Genomic DNA, 15,113 nt, shown 5'->3' with positions numbered 1-15,113 from the left:
GGGCGAGTAGTCAAACTGGGAAGTTACGCGTCAGTAAAAACTTCCAGTGATAACCGCCGCCGGGGACCCACCCTCACCAGGCGGGCCGAATGGGCCCGCGAGGAGCGACGCGCAGCAACTGCTCTCCCAGGAGGCGCAGTTCCTCCTCCCCCACTACCGCACCCCATTCCCGCACCACCTCGGCCGCCGCCTCTTCCGCGGCCCGCGTGCAGTCCCAGCCCCGCCCGGTCAGCACGACCAGCCGCGCCCGCGCGTCCCCGGGGTGCGGCCGCCGCTCGGCGTACCCCTTGCGCACCATCTCGTCGACGAGCTGGCTCGCGGCCTGTTTGGTCACCCCGAGATGGACGGCGAGGTCGGTGACCGTCGCGCCGTCCGGAGCGAGCCGGGCGAAGGCGAAGCCGTGCGCGGGCCGCAGCCCCTCGAAGCCACGGGCGATCACGCCCTCGTGGATGCGTTGCGTGAGCCCGCCGGCGGCGGCGAGCAGGGCGGCGGACAGGGCCATGGCCTCGGAGTTGTGCACGCATGCATTGAAACACCCTTGACGCGATGGTCAAGCTGCTTGACTATATAGTCAAGCAGCTTGACCACTTGGAGGCCTCATGCCCATCGTCCGATCGTCCGAAGCCGTCACCCACGAGATCCACGGCGCCCGTTTCGTCTCGTACGCCACCCCGAGCAGCGGCAGCAAGGAGCTGTGCGCCTGGCGCGGTGAGCTCCCGCCCGGCCTCAAGGCGCCCGCGCACACGGTCAGCCGGGAGGAGATCTTCCATCTGCTCGACGGCGAACTGCTGATCACCCTCGACGGCCGCACCGAGCGGATCGCCGCGGGCGACACGGTGATCATCAACCCCGGCGCCACCCTGACCGTCGAGAACCCGACCGACCGGACCGCGTACTCCTGGGTCACCACCTCGATCGGCCTCGAGGCACGGCTGGCCGACGGCACCCGCATCGTGCCGCCGTGGGCCAACTGACGTCACGCGGAAGGCTCTACGCCGCCCGCCCCCCTAGCCCCCCGGGCATCACCGCCCGCGGCCCGAACTTCGCTCGCGCGCGATCCGCGACCTCCTCGATACGGCGGACCTTCTCGTCCACCGGGTCGAAGGTCAGCTGATGGGAGGCCTGGTCGGCGGGGTCGAGCCCCTCGGCGCGCAGGGCGATCGCCCGCACCCGGGCCCGCTGCAGTCCGAGCGCCTCGTACATGCCGTACACGGCCCTGGTCAGCGCCGGGGAGTGCGCGGTCGGTTCGGGCAGGGTGCGACTGCGGGTCGTGGCGGACCGGTCGGCGTAGCGCACGGTCAGGGTGAGCGTGCGGCAGACCTTCTCCAGGGCGCGCAGCCGGGCGCCGATCTCCTCGGCGGCCGACAGCAGCGCCCGGCGGTGCCGGTCCGGGTCCAGTTCGTCGCGCCCGAAGGGGCGTTCCGCGGCGAGGGACCGGGAGACGGCGTTCGGCACGACCCGGCCGCGGTCGACGCCGTTCGCCTTCTCACGCAGCTCGCGGCCGGCCTTGGCGCCGATCAGCCGCTGGAGCGTGGACAGCGGTGCGGCGGCGACCCGGCCGAGGGTGTCCAGGCCGTAGTCGCCCAGCGTGCGGGCGGTCGCGGTGCCCACGCCGGGCAGCTCGGCGACGGGCTTCTCCGCGAGGAACTCCGTGATGGCGCCCGGCTCGTCGGGCACCGCACACGTCACCCCGGGCACGGCGTCATGCAGCGCCATCCGGGCCAGCATCGGCCCGGGCCCCGCCCCGATCACGCAGTCGACGCCGTACAGCGCGAGCGACCGCACCCGGATCACCGAGGCCAGTTCGACGGCGTCCCGCCCGAAGTACCGCTCGGCGCCGCGCAGGTCGGCCAGCGCCCCGTCCGGTGGCAGTGCCTGGACGACGGGGGTGAACTCCTCGAGCATCCCGAGCAGCTGGGGCAGGTCGGCCTCGCTCGTCGGAGGCAGCTGGAAACGTACGCAGAGGATGGTCATCCCGCACTCCCCGGACTCTGGTGCCACAACTTCCTCGTGTTCGCGGGCCCTTCGCCCGCCGGACGCAGATCGGCCCAGGGGTGCATCTCGTACCCCGTGGGCATGCGGATCTTCCGCTGCTCCATCGGATCCCTGGCCGCGGAGCCCGTCGGCGCGGGCGCTCCGTCCGACCCGGCGAGCCGCCGGCGCGCGGCACCCTCGCCGTCGTCGCCGGAAGCGTCATCGCCGGAACCCTCATCACCGGTACCTCCTCCGCCGGGGCCGGCCAGCCGGGCCGCGACCCCCTCCAGCCCCTCCTCCCGGCGCACGTCCAGCAGATCCGCGAGGTTCCAGGCGGCGGCGCCCACCACGCTGAGGCTGCGCGGGCCGCGGCGCTGCACCACCCCGCGCACCAGCAGCAGCCAGGAGTGGAAGACGGTGTGGGCGCAGGCGTCGTGGGAGTCGTCGAAGAAGGCGAGGTCGACCAGGCCCGTGCCGTCGTCCAGGGTGCTGAAGATGACCCGCTTGCCGGACCGGATCGGCGGTGTCTGGGTGGCCGCCTTGGCGCCCGCGACCAGCACCGTCTCCCCGTGCCGGGCCTCGCGCAGCCGCCGCGCCGACACCACGCCCAGCTCGTCGAGGAACTGCCGGTGGTCGTCCATCAGATTGCGTGAGGCGTCCATGGACAGCACGCCCAGTTCGGCGCTGAGCCGTTCCGAGGAGGTGAGATCGGGCAGCCCGGCCGGAGCGGTCTTCCGGCCTCCGGCCAGGGGGAGCTGCCCGCCGCCCGCACCCCGGGCGCCCCGGTGCAGCTCGGTCAGATGCAGTTGCAGATCCCGGCGGTTGGCGCCGAACGCGTCCAGCGCTCCCACCTGCGCGAGCCGCTGGGCCAGCGGACGGCTGGGGCGGCCCCGCTCCCAGAAGTCGACCAGTGAGGCGTACGGCTGCCCCTCGGCGATCCGGGCCGCCTCGGCCTCGCTGATGCCGTGCACGTCGGAGAGCGCCAGCCGCAGCCCCCACTTACCGGACACCAGTTCGATACGGTGTGCGACTCCCGATGTGTTCACATCCAACGGCAGCACGGGCACCCCACGCCGCCGCGCGTCCGCCAGCAGCAGCCGCTTGGGGTACATCCCGGGGTCGTGCGTGAGCAACCCCGCGTAGAAGGCAGCCGGGTGATGGGTTTTCAGCCACGACGACTGGTACGTCGGCACGGCGAAGGCGACGGCGTGCGCCTTGCAGAAGCCGTACGACCCGAAGGCCTCGACGATCTCCCAGGTCCGCTGGATCGTTTCCGCGTCATAGCCGTTCGCCGCCGCGTGCTGCGCGAACCACACCTTGATCCGCCCCTGCGACTCCGCGTCCGACAGCCCGCGCCGCACCCGGTCGGCCTCGCCGCGCCCGCAGCCGGTCATGATGTCGACGATGTCGATGATCTGCTCGTGGAAGACGACGACCCCGTAGGTCTCCTTCAGCGGCCCCTCCAGATCCGGGTGCGGATACCGGATCGGCGCCCGTCCGTGCCGCGCCTCGATGAACGGCCGCACCATGTCGGCCGCGACCGGGCCGGGCCGGAACAGCGAGATGTCGACGACGAGGTCGTGGAAGCCGGCCGGCTGGAGCCGCCCGACCAGATCCCGCTGCCCGGGCGACTCGATCTGGAAGCACCCGAGCGTCTCGGTGGACTGGATCAGCCGGTACGTCGCGGGGTCGTCCGGGGGCAGCGCGTCCAGATCGACCCTCTTCCCCGAGACCCGCTCCACCTCCTGCACCGCGTGCGCCATGGCCGACTGCATCCGCACCCCCAGCACATCGAGCTTCAGCAGCCCGAGCTCCTCGACGTCGTCCTTGTCGAACTGCGACATCGGAAAGCCCTCGCCGCTGGTCGGCATGACCGGGGTACGGGCCAGCAGGGAGGCGTCGGACAGCAGCACCCCGCACGGGTGCATGGCGACCCCGCGCGGCAGGGCGTCCAGCGCCTCGACCAGCTCCCACAGCCTCCCGTACTTCTCCTTCTCCCCCGCCAGCGCGCGCAGTTCGGGCAGTTCCTCCAGCGCGGCGCGGGCGCCCCGTGCCCGGATGTGCGGAAAGGACTTGGCGATGCGGTCGATCTCGGCCGGGTCCATGGACAGGGCGGCCCCCACGTCACGGATGGCGTGCCGCACGCGGTACGTCTCCGGCATGGCGACCGTCGCGACCCGTTCGGTGCCGAACCGGTCGATGATCGCGCGGTAGACCTCCAGCCGGCGCGCGGACTCCACGTCGATGTCGATGTCGGGCAGCACGACCCGCTCCTTCGACAGGAACCGCTCCATCAGCAGCCGGTGCTCGATGGGATCGGCGTGCGCGATGCCGAGCAGGTGATTGACGAGCGATCCGGCCCCGGAGCCCCGGGCTGCGACCCGGACGCCCATCTTCCGTACGTCGTCGACCACTTGGGCGACGGTCAGGAAGTAGGAGGCGAATCCGTGGTGGGCGATGATGTCCAGCTCGTGGTGCATCCGCTCCCAGTACTCCCGTCGCCGGTCGTATCCGCGCAGCACCATCCCGGCAGCAGCCCGTGAGGCCAGCGTCCGCTGGGCGGTGCGGTGCCCGGCGCCGACCAGATGCGGCTCGGGAAAGTGCACGGTGCCGATCCCGAGATCGCTCTCGGGGTCCACCAGGCACTCGGCGGCCGTGGCCTCCGTCTGCTCCACCAGCCGGTGAGCGGTCTCCCGCCGGAACCCCGCGGCCTCCACGATCCGCTCCGCCGCCCCGACCATGTCCCCGGCGCCCTTGAGCCACGCCTCGCCGGAGTCCAGCTCCCCGGCCGGATCGATGGGCACCAGTCGCCGGGCGGCGTCCAGAACGTCGACGACCGGCCCCAGCCCGGGATCGGCGTACCGCACCGCGTTGGTGAGCACGGGCCGGATCCGCTGCTCGGCGGCGAAGCCGACGGTACGGGCGGCCAGCCGCAGCGACCCGGGCCCCGTACCCTTCCGGCCGTGCCAGACGGCCTCCAGCCGCAGGTCGTCGCCGTAGCTCTCCCGCCAGGGCACGAGCAGCCGCGCCGCACGGTCGGGACGCCCCGCGGCCAGGGCGCGCCCGACATCCGATTCCGGCCCGAGCAACACGGTCAGCCCTTCGGCATGATGGCGCCCCCAGGGCAGCAGGGGCGTCGCCCCCTCCCCCTCGTGGGCGGCCGAGACGAGCCGGCACAGCTCCCCCCAGCCCCGGGCACCGTCCCGGGCGAGGAAGATCACACGAGGGGCCGATTCGTCGACGAAGGCACCACCCCGCACCGGGGTCCGGCGCCGCCGCCCCTGATGCTCGGCTCCGGGCTCCGCACCCGCCACGGCCAGATCGACCCCGAACAGCGGACGGACCCCCGCCTTCCCGCAGGCCTTGGAGAACCGGACCGCGCCGGCGAGCGTGTCGCGATCGGTCAGCGCCAGGGCGTCCATGCCCCGCTCGGAGGCACGCTCGGCCAGTCGCTCCGGGTGCGAGGCTCCATGACGCAACGAGAATCCGGAGACGGTGTGCAGATGCGTGAACCCCGGCACACGCACCTCCCGCACTCGTGAGCCACACCAGCTCTCGAACATCTGTTCCCAACTACCTCACCCCCACCATACCCCCATCCTCGAATGTATGTGCGACATCCGTTCGGCCCCGCCCCACCTGCGGAAACACCCCGCGAGCCCCGACCGTGGAGGCATGCCGCACAGCTCGTTCCTCGCCGAGGTGAGAGACGCCGTCACCCCGCGGGCCACCCTCCTCATCGTCGGCGTGATCGCGCTCCAGCTGCTGTTCATCGCGTCCTACGTGGGAGCACTGCACGACCCGAAGCCCAAGGACGTGCCCTTCGGCCTGGTCGCCCCACAGGCCGCGGCCCAGCAGGCGGTCACCCGGCTGGAACGTCTTCCCGGCTCCCCCCTGGACCCCCGCGCCCTGCCCGACGAGTCGACGGCCCGGACCCGGCTCGCCCACCGCGACATCGACGCCGCCCTGATCATCGACCCCAAGGGCAGCACCGACACCCTCCTGGTCGCCTCCGGCGGCGGCAGGGTCCTCTCCACCACACTGACGGCCCTCGTCACCACCCTGGAGAAGTCCGAGCGGCGCACCATCCGGACGATCGACGTGATCCCGTCCGCACCCCACGACCCCAACGGGCTGTCGTCCTTCTACCTGGTGATCGGCTGGTGCGTGGGCGGCTACCTGGGCGCCGCGGCCCTGGCCATCAGCGCCGGGGCGAAACCCTCCAACCCCACGCGCGCCGCGATCCGCCTGGCGGTCATGGCCCTGGTCGCGATCACCGGCGGTCTCGGCGGAGCCCTCATCACCGGCCCGATCCTGGACGCCCTGCCGGGCAGCACCGCGGCCCTCTGGGGCCTGGGCACCCTGATCATCTTCGCCGTGGGCGCGGCCACCCTCGCCCTCCAGGGGCTCTTCGGCACGATCGGCATCGGCCTGGTCATCCTGCTGGTGGTCATCCTCGGCAACCCCAGCGCGGGCGGCGCCCTGCCGCCACCCCTCCTCCCGCCCTTCTGGAAGGCGATCGGCCCGGCCCTGCCCCCGGGCGCCGGCACCTGGGCGACGCGCTCCATCGCCTACTTCGGCGACAACGCGATGACGACGTCTCTCCTGGTCCTGTCGGCGTGGGCGGTGGCGGGAGCCGCGATCACCCTGGCGGCAGCCGCACTGCGCAAAGGGGCGAACACGACGCCGTAACCACAGCGGTTCGGCGGCTCCCCACGAAAACCCACACCCAGCAAAACCCACACCCCGCACAACCCACACTTCGCAAAAGCCCGCCCCACGCAAAAGTCCCGCCCCTCGCACAAGGGGCGGGACTTCACACACTCAGCGTGTCAGCCGATCTGCGTCCCGGTCGCCGACAGCGCCTCGGTCACCGGCTGGAAGAACGTCTCCCCGCCCGAGGTGCAGTCACCGCTGCCGCCGGACGTGAGCCCGACCGCCTTGTCGCCCGAGAACAGCGACCCGCCACTGTCACCGGGCTCCGCGCACACGTCGGTCTGGATCAGCCCGTTGACGATGTCGCCGTTGCCGTAGTTCACGGTGGCGTCCAGTCCCGTGACCTTGCCCTCGTGCACCTGCGTGGTCGATCCGCTCCGGGTGACCGCCATGCCGACGGTCGCGTCCGCGGCGCCCGAGATCTTCTGGGTGGACCCGTTGTACAGGTTCACCTCGCTCGGGTGGGCGACCTCCGCGGTGTACTTGACCAGCCCGTAGTCGTTGTCCGGGAAGCTGGAGTCCGCGTTGGTGCCGATCGCCTTGCCGCTGGAGTCCGACCAGGCGGAGATGCCCTCGGTGCAGTGCCCGGCGGTCAGGAAGAACGGCTCGCCGCCCTTGACCACGTTGAAGCCGAGCGAGCAGCGCCCGCTGCCACCGGTGATCGCGTCGCCACCGGCGATGAAGGGCTTGTACTCCCCCTTCGACCGCTTGAGTTCGGCCTTCGCCCCGAGCCCGTCCACGACCTTCGTCAGCGTCGCCCACTCGGCCTTGGAGACCGTACGGTCGGCGGTGACGACGACCTTGTTCGTCGTCGGGTCGGTCACCCAGGCCGTGCCCGGGATCGTCGCGTCCTGCTTCAACGTGCTGCGGGCGCTCTTGAGTTCGGCGAGGGAGTTCGCCACGACTCTCGCCTTGGCGCCGGCCTTCTCGACGGCCTGCGCGGCGGCCTCGTCGAGCACGTTCACCACGAGGCTCTTGCTCTTGGTGTCGTAGTACGTTCCGGCCGCGTCGCCGCCCAGGTCCTCGGCCAGCGCCGAGGCGAGCTTTCCGGCCGCCGTGACCGACAGGGTCCGGGGTGCGGACGCCTCAGGGGTCTCACTGGCGTTCGCGGTCTGGAACGTCACTCCCGCGGCGACCAGCGCGGCGATGCCCGCGCCTGCCACGGCTGCACGCCGCTTGGGTATGCGTCGGTGCTTCAACTTCTGTCCTCCTGTGGGGGGTCGGCGCGAGAGGTTGTGGGGACCTCACGAGCCGGAAGGGCCTCGTTGACGAGCGCCCACTATTCCGAGGACAACGGGGAGCACACAAGGGTGAGTTCGAGACGCGCGTAGACAGCGCTTCGCACGCCCCCTCAATTTGATCGTCCACGGTCAAATCGGACCCAACTCCCGCGCGTTCACACTGCAAACATTACGCGCGAGTAATGTAGGCGTACTCTGCGAGGTCTACCCATGGCCGAATTTCGCCCCCCTGCCGCCCCGTTCGGAAGGGCGCCCGCACACAGCGTGAAGCCCCCGCACGCGGTGCGTGCGGGGGCCACGAAGTGCTGCGAACTGCCGCCGGGGGGCCTAGTAGACGCTGACGCCGTAGGCGCTCAGGGCCTCCGTGACGGGCTGGAAGAACGTCGTGCCGCCGGAGGAGCAGTTGCCGCTGCCGCCGGAGGTCAGACCGTACGCCGTGCCGTTGCTGCCGTAGAGCGAACCGCCGGAGTCACCGGGCTCGGCGCAGACGGTGGTCTGGATCAGGCCGGAGACGATGTCGCCGCCGCCGTAGTTGACGGTGGCGTTGAGGGCGGTGACACGGCCGCTGTGCGTACCGGTCGTGGACCCGTCGCGGATGACGGTGGTGCCCACGCTCGGGGTGGCCGCGCGCGTGATGTCCACGCCGTTCGCGGTGCCGGGGCGGCTGACGGACCCGCTGTAGCGCACGAGACCGTAGTCGTTGCCGGGGAAGCTGGAGCCGGCGGTCGAGCCGATGACCGTGGTGCGGCCGGAGTTGGAGTACCAGGTGCCCGCGCCGTCGGTGCAGTGACCGGCGGTCAGGAAGTACTCGGTGCCGTTGCTGGCACGGACGTTGAAGCCGAGCGAGCAGCGCCAGCTACTCGCATAGATGGCGTCGCCGCCCTGGATGAGCTTGCTGAACTTGCCGGGGACGCGCTTGATCGTGAGCGCGTCGGCGTTGGCGCCGGCCTGCTGCTTGATCTTCGCTATCTCGGACTGGGTGACCGTGCTGTCGACGGTCAGGAGCACGCGGTCGGTCTTGCTGTCGACGGCCCAGGCGGTGCCCGGGACGTCGGCCTTCAGCAAGGAACCGCTGGCACTCTTGAGTTCGGCGGCGCTGAAGGTGGTGGGGGTGTCGGAGGCGTTCGCGCTGGGGATCGCGATCGCTGCGGCGGCGACGAGGCCGGTGGAAACGGCGATCAGCCGGGTCCGTCTCGAAATGCCACTGCGGGGGGTGGTGCGCTTGATCCTCACTTTTCGTTCCTCCACAAAGGAAGTCGGGGGCCCTCGTGGGGTTGCGGGCCCGTGAGGCGCAGTCAGAGACCAGCTGTCCGGATTCCGAACACGCCGTGCCCCTGACAAGCGCTGAGGGGGAGTATTCGGCCGAACGGCCGGTCGGCGCAAGAGGGCCTTTCGGACTTCAATCTTTGGGGGTTCTTTACGAAGCCCGCCCCGCGGCCGGCCTCCGGGCCCCCGTCCGCACCTCACACCAACGTGCGCTCCATCGCCACGACCTCGACCTCCGGCGCGTTCCCCGGCGGCGGGAAGGTCCGGACGAAGTGGTCGGCGAGGAGGTGGCGTTCGTCCCCTGAGCGTGCGACCGGTGCCGTACGGCGTGAAGCGCCCCGACGCCGCCCGGCGCGGGTCGCACGCGTGACCCCGAGGCCGCGGAACACCCGGCGCGCGGCGGACTCCGGGGCGCGGTCGCGCACGCCCCCGCCCTCTCGCGCACCGGCACGACCAGCCGTGCCTCGCCGTGCGCCACCCAAGCGCCGCTTACGGAGCCCGGGTCGGCCGCGAGCCGCACCTCACCGTCGAAGGGCTGCCCGTCCACGGTGAGCCCGTCCGCCTCCGGAGCGGTCGGCCGACCGCGTCGCCGCCGGCCCGCCAGGACCCGGGGATGTCCGGAAGTCAACCGTCCGGATAGTCCCCGAGCCTGGGGGAGGGCGTCGGCGAGCGCGAGCGGTTCGCTCGGAGTCCACATCGACGCGACGCGCCGCTCGTGCCACCGCTGCCTGCCCTGGGATACGTCCGTCGTCACACGGGCGGCCCTGTTCACACGGGGCGGGTCAGCACTCGCAGGAGCAGCGGGTCAGCAGTCGCAGGAGCAGCAGCAGTCGCACCCGTCGCAGTCGCAGTCCCGGCAGGCACCTTCGCGCTTCTTCCGGGACCACGGCCCCTCGTACTCCTTGGCGCAGCACAGCTTGCAGGTGCAGCACAGCAGCCAGAACATCCCGCAGCCGGCCCAGAACCCACGCCGGCGGGGCGGCTGCGGCACCGGCGCGCCTCCACCGAAACCGCCTCCGCCGAAACCGCCGCCACCGAACCCGTCTCCGCCGTACGCCCCTCCGCCACCGGCGTACGGATTCCCGCCCCCGCCCGCGTACGGGTGCTGCGGGGAGCCGTAGGGCCCCGGCGGCTGCTGTCCGTGGGGGCCCTGCTGCCCGTAGGGCCCGCCGCCCTGGTGGGAGGCGCACACCGGCACCGTGCCGAAGGCCCGGTCCACCGAGCGCCGCAGTTCGTGCACGAGCAGCAGATGGACGAGCTGTGCGTCGGTGAACTCGACGTCGCGCAACGCCAGCCGGACGCCGTGCACCGCGTCGTCGGCGATCCGGCGGACCTCCGCGAGGGAGGTGCCGGTCGCGTCGATCGGGTTCCAGGCGCCTGACGCGGCGTCGGCATGCCGGTCCTCCACAGCGTCCAGCAGATGCGCGAGGCGCCCGAAGAGCCGTCCGGCCTCGGCGAGCGGCTGGGCGTTCCGCGGCCGGCCGGCGAGGATCGCCGTGTGTGCGAAGGCGGCGGCGGTCGCGGTCTCGGTCGGTTCGGTGACCGTCAGGAGCGGCGTCCCGGGGCCGGCCAGCGCCTCGATCCCGGCCTGCCGGTCCACGGCGTCGACCAGGAGGGCGGTGTCGAATCCCACGGCGGTGCCGGTCCGGGCGCCGGCCGTGTCCCAGCTCGCGGCGACCCGGCGCGCGGCACGCGCCACCGGCTTGCGGGCCAACAGCCCGTCACCGTCGGTGACGTGGTCGCGTACCTTCGCCGAGGCCAGCACCAGGGAGACGGCCGCCGCCAGCCGGGCCCCCTCGCCGTGCGCGACGGAGGCGGTGCGCATGCCACGCAGCGGGCACGGTCCGGCCGTTCGCCGCCCGGCACCGTCACTCTCCGTCTGAGCCTCCGTCAAAACCGATATGAGCAGTCCGTCATAGTTCGTCACTATCCGCGCGAGCTGTCCGTGGTCACCGCGCAGCGCGAGGCAGAGCCCGCACAAATGCGCCATCCACTGGCTTGTGAGCTTCTCTCCGAGCCGGTGTCTACAGGGCCTGACGATTCCGAACACAACGCTCCCCCGAGCTTCGTAACGATGCTGAGCTGCGGCATCGTATCGGTCCGCGCATTCACCCGTACGCCCCGGCCGTCACCCGTACGCCGAGAAGAATCATATTTCACTCACAGTCAGCAGCCGTTTGGGAAACGGCCCTTGGGACACACGGACTCTCGACGGATTCGCTGTGCACCAGTACCGTCACAAACCCCCCGTGCGGCGTCTATCCACTTGGCGCGCCATCCGCATCATGGACGACCATAGGGATGCGGAAAGCAGAAAGACCGCTGTGAGAGGAGGCGTCCATGGGATCGGTACGCAAGGCAAGTGCCTGGCTTGGCCTCGTCGACGACAACGAAGACGAGCGTTACTACGACGACGACTACTCCGACGGGACCGAGCCCGGGGAGGCCTGGGTCACTGATCCGCGCGTCAAGGTGGCCTCGGACGTCGCCGAGGAGAGGGGCCGCCGCATCGGCACGGTGACCCCGGACAGCTTCCGGGACGCACGCGCCATCGGCGAGCTGTTCCGCGAGGGCGTGCCGGTCATCATGAACCTCACGGCCATGGAGGCCTCCGACGCCAAGCGCGTGGTCGACTTCGCGGCCGGGCTGATCTTCGGCCTGCGCGGTTCGATCGAGAGAGTGTCGACCCGCGTGTTCCTGCTGACCCCGGCCAACACCGAGATCGTCAACGGCGACCCGGCCGCGCACCGCGCGGACGGCTTCTTCAACCAGAGCTGAGGCAGGGCCGCTCACCGGCCCTGCCCCCGCGCAGGGTTACCGGACCGGTCTACCGGAAGGCGTCGAGTCCGGTGAGCGCCTTGCCCAGCACGAGCTGGTGCATCTCGACGGTGCCCTCATAGGTGAGCACCGACTCGAGGTTGGTGGCGTGCCGCATCACGGGATATTCGAGCGAGATCCCGTTGGCGCCGAGAATGGTCCGGGCCGTGCGGCAGATCTCGATCGCTTCCCGGACGTTGTTGAGCTTGCCGAAGCTGACCTGCTCGGGACGCAGGCGGCCGGCGTCCATACGCCGCCCCAGATGATGGGCGAGCAGAATCCCCTTGTGCAGTTCGACCGCCATGTCGGCGAGTTTGGCCTGGGTGAGCTGGAAGCCGCCGATGGGCCGCCCGAACTGCTCCCGTGACTTCGCGTAGTCGACCGCGGCCTCGAAACTGCTGCGGGCCGCGCCCATGGCGCCCCAGACGATTCCGTAGCGGGCGTGGGAGAGACAGCTGAGGGGCCCGCGCAGACCGGTGACCTCCGGGAGGACGGCATCGGCGGGCAGCCGGACGTCGTCGAGTACGAGCTCGCTGGTGACCGAGGCCCTCAGGGACCACTTGTGCTTGATCTCGGGTGCGGAGAATCCGTCACTGTCGGTGGGCACCGCGAAGCCGCGGATGCCGTCGTCGGTCTGCGCCCACACCACCGCGACTCCGGCGACCGACCCGTTGGTGATCCACATCTTGCGGCCGTTGAGAATCCAGTCGGAGCCGTCGCGCTTGGCGTACGTCCGCATGGAGGCCGGGTCGGAGCCGTGGTCGGGCTCGGTCAGCCCGAAGCAGCCGATGACCTCGCCGGCGGCCATGCGGGGCAGCCACCGCTGCTTCTGTTCCTCGCTGCCGAACCGGTGAAGGGCGTACATGGCGAGGGAGCCCTGCACGGAGACGAGGGAACGGATGCCGGAGTCGGCGGCCTCCAGTTCCAGGCAGGCGAGTCCGTACTGCACGGCGGACGCCCCGGCGCAGCCGTACCCGTCGAGCGACATCCCGAGGGCGCCGATGCCGCCGAGCTCCTTGGCCAGCTCCCGGATGCCCGGCAGCTCCCCCTTCTCGTACCACTCGGCGACATGGGGCAGCACCCGGTCGGCGGCCCAGGCCCGCACCGTGTCCCTGATCCCGAGGTCCTCCGGCTCCAGCAGGTCGTCCAGACCGAGGGGATCGGCGGGATCGAAGGGAGGCAGCTTGGACGAACCGGACATGATCGACACCCTCCGAGACTCTTTAACTAGCACCGCTAACCAGACGCTACGACGCCCACCCACCCCGGCACCACCCGTAGCCGCACACCGGGAGTGGGGGTGTGCGTCACACCGAGACGCGTGAGTCCGCCGCGTCCCTGGGGGCGGGCAGGTCCACCGGACCCGGCTCGCACTGCATGACCCGCGGCAGCCGCAGGGCCATCACCGCGCCGAGCAGCAGCAGTCCGGCGCTCACCAGCAACGTCACATGCAGCCCGTGCACGAACGCGTCCCGGGCTGCATGGCGCAACGCGGCACCGGCGGACCCGCCCAGCCGCGCGGCGACCTCGTACGCCTCCCCCAGCGAATGCCCCGCGGACGCGGACGCCGAGGCAGGGACCCCCGGAACGCCCGACAGCCCGGGCGCGTAGGCCGCGTTCATCACCGTGCCGAGCAGCGCGATCCCGATCCCGGCTCCGAGCTGGTACGACGTCTCCCCGATCGCCGCCGCCCCACCGGCCTGCTCCTGCGGCGCCTCGCTCAGCATCGACTCGTAGGCCCCGAACAGCGTCGTCTCCAGCCCGAAGCCGAGCAGCACGAACCCGCTCACCATCAGCGCGCACTCGTCCGTCCGGCCCAGCGCCGTCAGCAGCACCACCGCGAACGCCGTGAGGCAGAACCCGGTGCACACCATCCGCCGCGGCCCGAACCGCCGCAGCATCCGCGCCCCGGCCAGCCCGGCCGCCATCGCCGCGAACGTCAGCGGCAGCAGCCGCAGCCCGGTCTCCAGCGGCGACAGCCCGAGCACCAGTTGCAGGTACTGCGCCGCGATCAGTTCCAGGCCGACCAGCGCGAGCATCGCCAGCACGATGCACCCGACGGATGTGCTGAACGCCGGCCGGGCGAACATCTTGAGGTCCACCAGCGGATAGGTCCGCCGTCGCTGCCGCCGGACGAAACCGGCCAGCAGGAGCGCGCCCACCACCAACGGCAGCACGGTGAGCAGGCTCCCCACCGACCCCCCGCTGCCGAGCCGCTTCACGCCCAGCACCACACCGAACAGCCCGGCCGCCGCCATCAGCGCGCCCACGACGTCCCAGGGGCCCTCGCGGTCGCCCTTCGACTCGGGCAGCAGCAGTCGTCCCACCGGGAGACTGACCAGCATCAACGGAATGTTGACGAGGAAGACCGACCCCCACCAGAAGTGCTCCAGCAGGAAGCCGCCGAGCAGTGGCCCGACCGCCGCGCCCACCGCGGCCACGGCGCTCCAGATGCCGATCGCGAGCGCCCGCTCGCGCCGGTCCGGGAAGACCTGCCGCAGGATCGACAGGGTCGCGGGCATGATCATCGCGCCGCCCACGCCGAGCAGCGCCCGCGCCACGATCAGCACCTCGGCGCTGTGGGCCAGGGCGGCTAGGCCCGAGGCGACGCCGAACAGCGTGTATCCGAGGAGCAGGACTCTCCGGCGGCCGATGCGGTCGCCCAGGGTGCCGAACAGGATCAGCAGCGAGGCGCAGACCAGTGGGTAGACGTCGACGATCCAGAGCAGCTCCATCCCGCCGGGCTTCAGGTCCTCGGTGACGGCGGGGACCGCCACGTGCAGCACGGTGGCGTCGACGGCGACCAGCAGCAGGCTGGCGCAGAGGACGACGAGAACCACCCAGCGGTCGGCACCGGCCCCGGCCGCCCGACGGCGCAGCGCAGCGGCGGCCGTGGTCGTCCCGGACATGTACGTACCTCCCAGATGTTCCCTCGCGATCGGCGGGCTCACGGGGTGGGGGACGCCCCCGCGACTCGGCCGGAGAGGAGCGGTGGTCTCCGGCCCGCGCAAACGAAAAGCGAGTGACACGTCAGCGTACGCGAGTCCCCGCCGGAGGCCAGTGGCGGACCTCTCACACCTCCAGCGGACGGATGTGGCG

General features: G+C 71.5%; 12 protein-coding genes. 3 read left to right on the top strand and 9 right to left on the bottom strand.

The genetic code is table 11. The annotated features are described in order from the left end of the window. Positions 1–73: 73 nt before the first annotated feature. Complete coding sequence (locus tag ACFY9E_RS36755) at positions 74–520, bottom strand: MarR family transcriptional regulator (protein ID WP_390992090.1); 447 nt, start codon at positions 518–520, stop codon at positions 74–76. A 79-nt stretch (positions 521–599) separates the two neighbouring features. Here ACFY9E_RS36755 and ACFY9E_RS36750 point away from each other — a divergent pair, with 79 nt between their 5' ends. After that, complete coding sequence (locus tag ACFY9E_RS36750) at positions 600–974, top strand: cupin domain-containing protein (RefSeq protein WP_390992087.1); 375 nt, start codon at positions 600–602, stop codon at positions 972–974. A 16-nt stretch (positions 975–990) separates the two neighbouring features. On the opposite strand, the gene ACFY9E_RS36745 is transcribed toward ACFY9E_RS36750, so the two are convergent. Beyond that, positions 991–1,974, bottom strand: coding sequence for a hypothetical protein (locus ACFY9E_RS36745; RefSeq protein WP_390992084.1), 984 nt, complete (start codon positions 1,972–1,974; stop codon positions 991–993). Then, positions 1,971–5,495: a DNA polymerase III subunit alpha gene (locus tag ACFY9E_RS36740; protein WP_390992082.1), complete on the bottom strand. Its 3,525-nt coding sequence runs from the start codon at positions 5,493–5,495 to the stop codon at positions 1,971–1,973. Before ACFY9E_RS36740 ends, ACFY9E_RS36745 begins: the two co-directional genes overlap by 4 nt. Before the next feature lie 154 nt (positions 5,496–5,649). Here ACFY9E_RS36740 and ACFY9E_RS36735 point away from each other — a divergent pair, with 154 nt between their 5' ends. Continuing rightward, positions 5,650–6,666 (top strand): DUF3533 domain-containing protein, encoded by a 1,017-nt coding sequence (locus ACFY9E_RS36735; RefSeq protein ID WP_390992079.1) that lies wholly within the window; start codon positions 5,650–5,652, stop codon positions 6,664–6,666. A gap of 140 nt (positions 6,667–6,806) precedes the next feature. Here the strand turns inward: ACFY9E_RS36735 and ACFY9E_RS36730 are convergent, their stop codons facing one another. The 4 genes from ACFY9E_RS36730 to ACFY9E_RS36715 all read right to left on the bottom strand — a co-directional run bounded on the left by ACFY9E_RS36730 (position 6,807) and on the right by ACFY9E_RS36715 (position 11,247). Beyond that, positions 6,807–7,889 carry an alpha-lytic protease prodomain-containing protein gene (locus tag ACFY9E_RS36730; RefSeq protein WP_390992076.1) on the bottom strand — a complete coding sequence of 361 codons (1,083 nt, stop codon included), beginning with the start codon at positions 7,887–7,889 and terminating at the stop codon, positions 6,807–6,809. A gap of 369 nt (positions 7,890–8,258) precedes the next feature. After that, positions 8,259–9,164: a trypsin-like serine protease gene (locus tag ACFY9E_RS36725; RefSeq protein ID WP_390992073.1), complete on the bottom strand. Its 906-nt coding sequence runs from the start codon at positions 9,162–9,164 to the stop codon at positions 8,259–8,261. Positions 9,165–9,394: 230 nt separating this feature from the next. Beyond that, positions 9,395–9,622: a hypothetical protein gene (locus ACFY9E_RS36720; RefSeq protein WP_390992070.1), complete on the bottom strand. Its 228-nt coding sequence runs from the start codon at positions 9,620–9,622 to the stop codon at positions 9,395–9,397. 380 nt (positions 9,623–10,002) lie between these two features. Beyond that, entirely contained in the window at positions 10,003–11,247 is a 1,245-nt protein-coding gene (locus tag ACFY9E_RS36715; RefSeq protein ID WP_390992067.1) for a DUF5685 family protein, read from the bottom strand. A gap of 290 nt (positions 11,248–11,537) precedes the next feature. On the opposite strand from ACFY9E_RS36715, the gene ACFY9E_RS36710 reads away from it, so the two are divergent. Continuing rightward, entirely contained in the window at positions 11,538–11,975 is a 438-nt protein-coding gene (locus ACFY9E_RS36710; RefSeq protein WP_390992064.1) for a cell division protein SepF, read from the top strand. Positions 11,976–12,024: 49 nt separating this feature from the next. Here the strand turns inward: ACFY9E_RS36710 and ACFY9E_RS36705 are convergent, their stop codons facing one another. Together ACFY9E_RS36705 and ACFY9E_RS36700 are read right to left on the bottom strand one after the other, a co-directional pair. After that, entirely contained in the window at positions 12,025–13,215 is a 1,191-nt protein-coding gene (locus tag ACFY9E_RS36705) for an acyl-CoA dehydrogenase family protein (protein ID WP_390992061.1), read from the bottom strand. 106 nt (positions 13,216–13,321) lie between these two features. Next, entirely contained in the window at positions 13,322–14,923 is a 1,602-nt protein-coding gene (locus ACFY9E_RS36700; protein ID WP_390992058.1) for an MFS transporter, read from the bottom strand. Positions 14,924–15,113 lie beyond the last annotated feature (190 nt).

The organism is Streptomyces sp. NPDC012466, assembly GCF_042955215.1.
Classification (GTDB): Bacteria; Actinomycetota; Actinomycetes; order Streptomycetales; family Streptomycetaceae; genus Streptomyces.
This window is presented reverse-complemented; position numbering and strand designations above follow the sequence as displayed.